General features: G+C 52.6%; 8 protein-coding genes. 2 read left to right on the top strand and 6 right to left on the bottom strand.

Translation table 11 applies throughout. From position 1 onward, the window contains the following. A partial coding sequence (locus IQ260_RS21190; protein ID WP_193995084.1) for a CHAT domain-containing protein occupies positions 1-2028 on the top strand: 2028 nt, incomplete at its 5' end. 147 nt (positions 2029-2175) lie between these two features. Next, complete coding sequence (locus tag IQ260_RS21195) at positions 2176-2772, top strand: Uma2 family endonuclease (RefSeq protein WP_228016322.1); 597 nt, start codon at positions 2176-2178, stop codon at positions 2770-2772. Positions 2773-2882: 110 nt separating this feature from the next. On the opposite strand, the gene IQ260_RS21200 is transcribed toward IQ260_RS21195, so the two are convergent. The 6 genes from IQ260_RS21200 to IQ260_RS21225 form a co-directional block, all read right to left on the bottom strand. Continuing rightward, positions 2883-3350 (bottom strand): Hsp20/alpha crystallin family protein, encoded by a 468-nt coding sequence (locus tag IQ260_RS21200; protein ID WP_193995085.1) that lies wholly within the window; start codon positions 3348-3350, stop codon positions 2883-2885. A gap of 149 nt (positions 3351-3499) precedes the next feature. Continuing rightward, complete coding sequence (locus tag IQ260_RS21205) at positions 3500-4900, bottom strand: efflux RND transporter periplasmic adaptor subunit (protein ID WP_193995086.1); 1401 nt, start codon at positions 4898-4900, stop codon at positions 3500-3502. Between the two features lie 12 nt (positions 4901-4912). Next, the gene (locus IQ260_RS21210) at positions 4913-7270 is read right to left on the bottom strand and encodes an ABC transporter permease (RefSeq protein ID WP_193995087.1); all 2358 of its coding nucleotides are present in this window, start codon (positions 7268-7270) and stop codon (positions 4913-4915) included. Positions 7271-7282: 12 nt separating this feature from the next. After that, positions 7283-8020 carry an ABC transporter ATP-binding protein gene (locus tag IQ260_RS21215; RefSeq protein WP_193995088.1) on the bottom strand — a complete coding sequence of 246 codons (738 nt, stop codon included), beginning with the start codon at positions 8018-8020 and terminating at the stop codon, positions 7283-7285. Positions 8021-8156: 136 nt separating this feature from the next. Continuing rightward, positions 8157-8783: an RraA family protein gene (locus IQ260_RS21220; RefSeq protein ID WP_193995089.1), complete on the bottom strand. Its 627-nt coding sequence runs from the start codon at positions 8781-8783 to the stop codon at positions 8157-8159. Positions 8784-8824: 41 nt separating this feature from the next. Further along, on the bottom strand, positions 8825-9996 hold a 1172-nt coding region (locus IQ260_RS21225; protein ID WP_193995090.1), incomplete at its 5' end, for a PKD domain-containing protein.

Consider the following 9996-nt stretch of genomic DNA (forward strand, 5'->3'; position numbering starts at 1 on the left):
GCTTTGTTGTACAAATCCAAAGGTAACTATGCTGAAGCACTACCTCAATACGAACGGGCCTTAGCAATTAGTGAAGCCACCCTGGGACCTGGACATCCTAATGTCGCAACCAGCCTCAATAATCTAGCCAGGTTGTATCACGACCAAGGTAACTATGCTGAAGCACTACCTCAATACGAACGGGCTTTAGCAATTCGTGAAGCTGCCCTAGGACCTGAGCATCCTGATGTCGCACAAAGTCTTAACAGCCTAGCCGTGTTGTACAACTCCAAAGGTAATTCAGCACAAGCCATTGACTTTTTTCGGCGAGCAGCTGAAATTGAAGAAACTAGCCTATCGGACACCCTTATATCATCTCCAGAAACCGAACGCCAGCTCTACCTCAATACGTTTCAAGGAACAACTGATATGCTTGTCTCCTTAGGCTCACAGACAAACGATCTAACGAATACAACTAACCTTGCCCTTACGACTATTTTCCGCCGTAAGGGCCGTATCCTTGACTCTGTCACCAGCTCTTTTCAACAGCTTAGAGTTCAACTTCCCCCAGAGGAGCAATCTCTCCTTAGCAATCTCTATAATATTCGGACTCAGATATCCGCTTTGCGCTTCTCTGGTCTGGGCAATCGTTCTCCAGAACAATACCGAACATTGCTCACAAATTTAGAAGCCCAAGCTAAACAGTTAGAAACCTCCCTATCTCGCCACAGTGCTGAATTCCGCATCGAATCCCAGCCTGCCACAATAAACGCCGTTCAATCGCTTATTCCTGAGAGCACCGCTCTAGTGGAGTTAGTTCGCTACAATCCTTTCAATTTTGAAGACCCTCAAAACCGATGGTCAGCCCCACCTCGCTACGCTGCCTATACTCTCACCGTAAATGGCCAACCCCAAGCTATCGACCTCGGTGAAGCTGCCCCCATCGACGCCCTAGTAGCCGACTTCCGTCGCGCGCTCGGCACCCGCTCCCTACATGCTCAAACTATCGCCCGCCAGCTCGACGAGCTAGTCATGGCCCCTATCCGTCCACTGCTCGGCGACAACACTCATATTCTTCTCTCCCCCGATAGCCAGCTCAACCTCATCCCCTTTGCGGCCCTTGTCACTGAAGACAATCGCTACCTGATCGAAGACTACCAAATCACCTATCTCAACTCCGGTCGCGATCTCCTGCGGCTCCAGCTCGACACCCCTAGCCAGCAAGACCCCGTCATTCTTGCCAACCCAGACTACGCTAGTTCCGACACTTCTACCCAAGTCTCCCAAAAATCTGTGGCAAAGAGCAACGAAGAACAAAATAACCAGCGTTCCATAGACATAACAAACCTGACATTTGGCCCTCTTCCCGGCACCGCTGCCGAGGCCGAAGCTATTGCCCCCCTACTCAACAATGCAACAGTTCTCACCGGCACCAACGCCACCGAAAACGCCCTTAAGCAAGTCAATGCTCCCAGCATTCTCCACATTGCCACCCATGGCTTCTTTTTAGAAGATGTCGAACGCTTTATACCCCTCGATCCCAATAGTCGCGGTTTCCGAGCTGGTCTATCCCCTACACCGACAGGTAATCACCCTACTCAGGCCACTCCCAGCAATACCGAAAACCCGTTGCTGCGGTCCGGTCTGGCCTTAGCAGGTTTCAACCAGCGCAGCAGCGGCAGCGAAGACGGCGTTCTCACCGCCCTTGAAGCCTCGGGACTCAACCTCTATGGCACTAAGCTAGTCGTTCTCTCCGCCTGCGATACCGGCGTCGGTGAAGCCTCGACAGGCGAAGGCGTGTACGGTCTACGCCGTGCCTTTGTCACCGCTGGCGCTGAGAGTCAGCTGATGAGCCTGTGGCAGGTGAGCGACTATGGCACCAGCGAGCTGATGCAGCTTTACTACCAAAATCTAAAAGATGGCCAGGGCCGCAGTGAAGCCTTACGCAGCGCTCAGCTATCCCTGTTAGAAACCGACCAGTATCAGCATCCTTACTTCTGGGCATCGTTTATCTTCTCCGGTGATTGGAGCCCATTGGAAGAAATTTAGAGCTTAATTAGTAGAGGACTGAGCGGAGTCGAAGTCCGGCTCAGGTGAAGTTTATTTGATCCTATTCACATCTGGTAGTCACATTTTTTCAAAACTTTGATGGTCGAGCCATAGCTTTAGTATCATTACACTAGAACCACGAGTAGAATGACAAACTCAGCACTGCTCTTTCTCGCTATTATGGCCCAGTCTATCAACCGAGTTCGTTGGACCACTGAAGACCTAAAGCGGCTGCCAGACAGTAGCAATCGCTATGAAATTATTGATGGACGACTGCTTATGACCCGTGCGCCCCACTGGAGACATCAAAAGGTCATTAGTAACGTGGCTAGGGTACTCAACGATTGGTCTGATGTTAGTCAACTTGGAGAAGCAGTCCCTACACCTGGCGTAATTTTTGAAGATGCCGACAATGTAATCCCAGATGTTGTGTGGATTAGCTACGACCGCCTGTCAATAGGATTGGATGATGAGGGTCACTTGACCATTGCACCAGAACTAATGGTAGAGGTGTTGTCAGCGGGCAAACAAAACCAGGAACGAGACCGAGAGACAAAGGTAAAACTCTATAGCGAACGCGGTGTCCAAGAATATTGGATTTTAGATTGGCGTGCCCAGCAGTTAGAAGTTTACCGCCGAGAAGCGGGCTTATTGAAATTGGTGAACACGCTCTTCGCACAGGACAGTTTGATGTCACCTATTTTGCCAGAGTTTACTTGTCAGGTTGGAACTCTATTTGGATAGCCGAGCACCAAACTCATTTGGTCGCAGCTATAACCAGCTCGTCACCCAAAACCTCAATCAACTGGCTGCATCGGCAGCTTGTGCTAATACCAGCGATGCAGCCTTTGAATCTACGTAGCGGCCTTGATTTTTACAGTTTTAGCAGCTGGAACGTCTGATTTTGGTAAAACTAGCCGGAGAATACCGTTGCTATACTCGGCTGAAACATCGTCTTTGACAATATGACTGGTTAGAGGAACAACCCGCTCAAATTTGCCATACTGAAACTCGGATCGAGTAATATTATCTTGTTCTGTTTTGGATTCAGATTTGCGCTCACCTCGAATGACAACAGCTGTATCTGTGACCTCAATACTGAGATCATCAGCTGTCATACCAGGAACTTCAAATTTGAGATGAATCTCGGTATCGGTTTCATCCATCTCAGCTGATGGCATAAAGGCAAAGCTCTCATCACCCTGAAGCCTGGGGGTAAACTGATTGAACAACTTATCTAGCTCTTTCCTCAGAGCTTCCATTTCACTAAAAGGTTCCCACTGTTCGATTTGTCGGAAGGGTTGCCAGCGTGTGAGTGTCATCGTAAAACCTCCACGAAACGTTGTTAGGCAGCTCAATGGCTACAGCTGTGTGTAACCTCCCAAGTGCAGCCTTATTTTTATCGTAGGACCAAAAGCTGAGGAAATTATGGGGAGTGGAAGAGGACAAAAACTGCTGACAGCTCAACGCACTATCTTGGTTTAACTTGACGCCCTGCCTCAAGTTGCTCACTCGGGTGCAAGACAACAGATTCTTCAGCTGCTAAACCGTTGGTTACTTCAGCTGCCACGGTACTGCGATGGTCAATAGCAATCTCACGAGGTTGGGCACGATCGTCTTCTACGACAAACACACACCAAGTTTCACCACAGCGATACAGGGCACTAACGGGCACCTGCAATGCGTTATCATCTGCCCAAATAACAATGCGAGCCTCAATGCGATAGCGGTCTCCTAAAGAATTGATCGCTGATTCTGTCAAGGTGCCAATCACATTTACCCGTTGTTCTTCCACACCTAAAGCAGAGACTTCTGTAAATGCGGCGGGTTCGATATAGCTGACGGTGGCGGCTAACGGTTCTGCACCACCCCACTGCTCAACAATAATCTGATCTCCAGGTTTAATTTGGACCGCATCGGTGGATAGCACATCAATCACTAGCTCCAGCTCCCCCGGATTTCCTAGCTCTATCAATGGATCTCCCGCTTGGACAAAGCGAGCACTCTCATCGGGGACTCGCAACACCGTTCCGCTAATGGGAGCCGCAATAGTCGTTCGGCGAGCTTCATCGACTAGGTTGGCCAGTTCTGCCTCCACACCTGAAATTTGAGCCCGATAGGCAGCTTCTAAGTAGTCAGGATCGCGCTGTTCTTCTCGTAACAACGATAGGGCTTCTTGGACAGCGGTGGCGTTTGCGATCGCACTTCCCAACCGTTTCTCATCCGCCGCCAGCTCCTGCTCCAGTCGATCCACCTCCAGTTCCGCTGTTTCCCTGGCTTGTCGAGAGATGGCACCACGAGACTCTAGCTCCTGGGCTCGGTTGCGATCGCGACGTGCCTGCTCCAGGGCCACCCGCGTTTCCTCTACTTCTGCCACTGTCGCCTGCTGGGTGGCCTGAGTCGCCTGCAGACGCGCAGTTGCCTGGGCCAGTGCTTCTGGTTTAGGTCGCTGAGTATCCACACCCACCAGCTCAGCCCGCAGCTGCTGTAACCGCGCTTGGGCTGCCCGCACCCGAGTATCTAGGGGCAGCGGATCAATCTGAGCAACCACCGCATCTGTCTGCACCGGATCCCCCGCGTCCAGGTCAATGCGCAACAGCCGACCATCCACCGGAGCCGAGACCACATAGCGGTCTTTCACCCGAGTCTGCCCCTCAGCATCGACGGTCACCTGCAGCGGCCCCATCGTCACAGTGCCCACATCCACCGGAATCGGCGTTGGTCGAAAGGCTAGAGCAACCAAAACGGCAATGCCCAAACCGGCCAGACCATAGGGCAGCCAGCGGGGAAGGCGCTTCACCGCCTGAGCTGGAGTATCTTTAGTCCAACCACGAAACCAATTCTTAGCGGCATGTTTCTGAACCTGGGCCATGGGGCAATCTCCTTACTCACGGGTTTTGAGCACAGCGATTAAATCCAGCTGGTTGAGCTGGCGACGAATGATCAGACCGGACGCCACAGCCGCTGCCACAATCACCACAAAGGCAAAGGCATAGGTAGACTGGGTAACGACCAGTGGAAACCGAAACAACTCCCAGTCGTAAATCTTGGTCATTAAAGCAGCCAAACCAAAGCCCAAGGCAAATCCGATGGGAATCGCCAGTGTCAGCAGTACCGCCTGTTCCCCCAGCAGGATGAAGGCAATTTCTCCTTTGGTAAAGCCAATGATCCGCAGGGTGGCCAGCTCGCGTTCCCGCTCCGATAGGGCGATGCGCGCCGCGTTATACACCACCCCAAAGGCAATCACCGAGGCGAACCCCACCAGCACTACGGTAAAGCCAGCCATACTTTTGGTGAGAATGTCGTTGAACTGATCAATGGTGGTTTGACGCAGGGCGACACTAGCTACGGCAGGGGTGCGCTTGAGCTGGGTATAGAGGGTTTGTTGCTGGTGGGCGTCTACCTGTAAATAGGCACCGGAGAGGGTAAACCCTTCTCTCATCAACCGATTAAGGGCATGGATGTCCATATAGGCGGAGATACCCACCAGCTCATCAAAAATGCCGGTTACGGGCACCGTCCGCGTGGGGCGCGCGCCTTCTAACACGTCTACAGTCAGCCGGTCCCCCAGGTGAGCCTGCAACGTGTTGGCCAGCTTCTTGGACAACACAATTCCTTCGGGTGGCAATGTGACGGGGCGTTGATGGCTATCTAGCAGACGACGTAGCTCCCCCGTGGGCTCCACCCCATTGATACCGCTAAGCTTGTGATAGTGGCCGAAACGCAGCCGTGCAGGCACCACGCGAAATGGCTCAGCTCGCAATACCCCCGGTAAGTTGTACAGATCAAACTGGGCGCGATTGGATAGGGGATTGTTAAAGACGAGGGTAATGTCTTCTCGCTGGATGGTGCGAAACTGGATGTCTACCAAGGCATCCATGGCATCGGTGAAGAATCGGCCCAAGACCAGGATTGCGATCGCAACCGCAATCCCCACCACCGACAGTAGACCCTGCACCGGACGCCGTTCCAAATTACGCAAAATAATCCGGCTAGGGGGAGAGAACCAACGCTGCAGTCCGAGTTTTTCCACCAGCGTAGGCCGATAGGTGGCCGGAGGCTCAGGTCGCATCGCTTCAGCGGGCGGTAGGGCCACAGCTCGTCGCACCGCTAGAAACGCCCCCATGGCAGCGGCCCCGACACTCACCAACAGCGCCGTCAGCAGCACCTGCGGTCTCACCTCATACTGCAGTAGAGGAAAGTGATAAAAGTCCGCATACAGACGAGTCATCCCCCGTCCCATCCACCAGCCTAGACCACTGCCCAGCATTGCCCCCAGCAGCACCACGACCATCACTAGCTTTAGGTAGTGTAGCCCCACCGTGAGATTGTCATAACCAAACGCCTTCATCACCGCAATCTGGTCTCGCTGGGTGCTCACCAAGCGGCTTAGCAACAGATTTAACAAAAAGGCCGCTATGCCTAGAAAAATACTCGGCACAAAGACAGCATGGGCCGACAGCTGGCGAATCTCATCGGAGATAAATGTATGGGAAATTTGATCCTCTCGGCCAAATGCCCCCAGCCCCCCATAGGTTTCCAATTTTTGATCCAGTTGAAAAATCACCTCTGCTTCACTGGCCCCCGGCATCAGCGTCAGACTGACATCGTTAAACGCCCCCTCCATATCAAAGGCCGTAGCCAGCGCCTGCTGCTGCATCCAGAGAATGCCAAACCGTTGATTATCAGGGACAATCTCGGTGCCCCGAATCTCATAAATATATTCTGGTGATAGGGCGATACCAACAATCCGTAGGGTTTGCCAACGGCCATTGAGAATGGCACCAACCGTATCATTCAGTTCTAGCTGGTTGGCCTTGGCAAAAACCTCACTGGCCAACACCTCATCCCCATGTTCAGGGTAACGTCCAGCGCGAATAAACAGGTCATTGAGCATGGGCATAGGCCGCTCTGGAATCGAAATCAGACGCCCAGTAGCCGGTTCCGCCAAACCTTCCACCGACAGGGTGACATCCTGTACCACCCGCGTCTGCACCGCTCCTACTCCCGGAATCTCCTCAAACCGAGACACCAAACTCTTGGGGGCTCGCTTGAGCTGCACAAACACATCGGCAAATCGATACTGGTCATAATAGGTGGCCTGGGTCAGCTGCAGCGACCCATGGGTGCTCATCATGGTCACCAGATTGGCCATGCCACAGGTGACAATCAGCACAATGGCGATCACCTGTCCTCGCATCCGGAGAAGATCGCGTAACAGCTTGCGGTCTAGCGCTTTCATGGCCATGGGCACCTACCACTCCAACTCCGCCGGAGATAGCTTTTGCTCATTACACTTGATGTCAGCAATGTTGCCACTGCGCATGTGAACAACCCGGTCGGCCATGGCTGCAATCCCGGCATTGTGGGTGATCACAGCGGTCGTTGTGCCAAATTCTTGGTTGACGTGCTCCAAGGTCTCTAGAACTCGCTTACCCGTTTCAAAGTCCAGGGCTCCAGTCGGTTCATCGCAGAGAAGCACTTCGGGACGTTTGGCAATGGCGCGTGCGATCGCAACCCGCTGTTGTTCTCCCCCCGAGAGCTGCGCTGGAAAGTGATCCAAACGATCGGCCAAACCCACTAAACCAAGTGCCTCTTCCGGTCGCATCGGCTGCTGGGCAATATCCGTCACCAGAGCCACATTCTCCAGAGCCGTCAGACTAGGAATCAAGTTATAAAACTGAAACACAAACCCCACCGATTGACGACGAAACCGGGTCAGTGATTGCTCATTCGCTTTATCCATCGCCTGGTTACGAAAATAGACTTGCCCCCCCGACGGCACATCTAACCCACCTAAAATGTTCAACAGCGTAGACTTTCCACTGCCTGACGGTCCCAACAACACCACAAATTCTCCCTCATAGAGGTCTAAACTCACGGCCCCTAGGGCATGCACCTGCACTTCACCCATGACATACACCTTACTCACCTGCTCCATATGGAATACAGCAGATGTATCAGAGGATGAATTAGAAAACGAATCAGCCATGGGCAACATATGACTCAAACCAACGGGGGCAATAGCAGGCTAAACCAGTGCTACCCCACATTTTCAGAGTAAGGAGAAAGTTTGAGGATGTTGTGAGGGCTCATGCTAGTTGCCCCTGAATGACTTTCTGATGGCCCTACCCTCCAAATCCGATCGTGTTGAGAGCTTTCTGCACCTTGGCTCGATGCTCAGTCTCCCAATCTTCTAAAGATCGAACCGAATCTTTGGCAGCCCGCCGCTGGGCAATCTCCCACACAGAGTCCTGCTGTGCCACTGGAATAATTGCAATGCCTTCTTCATCCGCAACAACAATATCTCCTGCTTCTACCTGTACACCACCGCAGATAATAGTATTCTGCAGGGTACCGGGTCCCTGCTTTTTGCCAGGAATCGGCATGACACCTCGGGCAAATACTGGAAACCGATGTTCGCGGACCTCCGCCACATCCCGGATCACACCATCGATCACAAATCCGGCAATCCCCCTTTTTTGGGCAGTGGCACAGACATTGCCCCCCGACATGGCATAGTCCATATCGCCAGCCTTGACCACAATCACTGAGCCCGGCTCTGCTCTATAGATTGCCGCATGTAACATCAAATTATCCCCTGGGGCACAGCTCACCGTATAGGCTGGCCCTGCAATCCGAGGGATGTGGGGCCACATTTGCCGAATTCCCATGTCCATAAACTGCTCACGCCCAAGCAGGGCATCGGCGTAGGTTGTGGGAGACAGCTCAGCAAATTTGGAATAGGATGCCATAGGGTAAGTTAGGGGCGTTACAACAAAGCTACCTTCCATTATTACCGCCGCCGTGGATTACTGCGATCATCGCCTCTATCGGTCCGCCTGCGCCCCGTACGATTGATGGCAACGTTACCTTGATCAACCTGTCCCACTTCGGGCTGAAAAGGATTAGTCGCCCTAAAGAGAACCTCTCCCTGGGCATTTGTAACCACTAAAAACAAATCAGGTTTTGTTTGAAATAGCTTGCTAAACTCATCACTGGAATATCTGAGCACATAGGCACCGGCATCATTCGGCTGAACCGAGCCTAATTCGAATCGATCCTCACCGTTTTGATCGCGCAGTCCCACCCGTAGCGACGATAGCGGTTGCCCAGCAGCAGCCTGTATCCTGCCACGCACCTGCCAAAGGCCTTGATTCGTTGGCACAGGCCGCACCGTCACCGTCGTCGTCTTAGAATCTTCTCCGCCTGCATTGGTCGCTGTCAATTTAACCGTGTAGGTGCCAGGATTTGTATAGCTGTGGGTCGTCGTGAGCCCGTCACCACCCGTATTATCGCCAAAGTCCCAAACCAGCTTGACCGGTGGAGTACTGTTGTCTTTAATTACGGCAGTAAAGGTACCTGTTTGCCCCACCTGTAGTGCAGAGGGGCCATTAACCGTGCGCACCTGAACCGGCTTGGACGGCAGGTCGGTCGGTGGTGTCGGCTCCTCAGGTTCAGGGGTGACAATATCTTTGGGTTCCCCGTCGAGAATAATTTCTCGATAGTCGATCAGACCGGCCCTGACAAACAGGGGGCGTTTTTCTTGATGCAGAATTTTGCGATCGCCATCGGTCACAGTCAGCGTCAACGGCTGCTTTGGAGAAACCACCCCGGCGGACGAGTCTGGGATCGGATAGCGAATGGCAAAATATCCTCGCTCATCCGTACAGGCAATTTCGATGGCTCGAATCCAGCGGTTCTGTTCATCGAATAGCGACAGTATCAGTCCTTCAATTCCTTTTTGCTGAGATGCAAAGACTCGACCATGGACCATCCAGGTCTGACGACTAACCGCAGGCACTTGAATTTTTGCGGTTTCGATTTGTCGCTCAAGTTCGCGTTTGGCTGCTTTGTTGTAAGTCAAACGGCGCATCACCTTTTGTACTCTGGGATGATTGGTGCCATACTTTTGGGTGAGCCGCTGTTGTTCTCGTTCTAAGATTGTATTGCTAACCGTTTGCAACG

The organism is Leptolyngbya cf. ectocarpi LEGE 11479, assembly GCF_015207065.1.
Classification (GTDB): Bacteria; Cyanobacteriota; Cyanobacteriia; order Phormidesmidales; family Phormidesmidaceae; genus Leptothoe; species Leptothoe ectocarpi.

Excerpts from the sequence above, each read along its gene's own strand:
- IQ260_RS21195 (WP_228016322.1), top strand. The coding sequence starts at position 2,176 with ATGACAAACTCAGCACTGCTCTTTCTCGCTATTATGGCCCAGTCTATC.
- IQ260_RS21200 (WP_193995085.1), bottom strand. The coding sequence starts at position 3,350 with ATGACACTCACACGCTGGCAACCCTTCCGACAAATCGAACAGTGGGAA.
- IQ260_RS21205 (WP_193995086.1), bottom strand. The coding sequence starts at position 4,900 with ATGGCCCAGGTTCAGAAACATGCCGCTAAGAATTGGTTTCGTGGTTGG.
- IQ260_RS21210 (WP_193995087.1), bottom strand. The coding sequence starts at position 7,270 with ATGAAAGCGCTAGACCGCAAGCTGTTACGCGATCTTCTCCGGATGCGA.
- IQ260_RS21215 (WP_193995088.1), bottom strand. The coding sequence starts at position 8,020 with ATGGCTGATTCGTTTTCTAATTCATCCTCTGATACATCTGCTGTATTC.
- IQ260_RS21220 (WP_193995089.1), bottom strand. The coding sequence starts at position 8,783 with ATGGCATCCTATTCCAAATTTGCTGAGCTGTCTCCCACAACCTACGCC.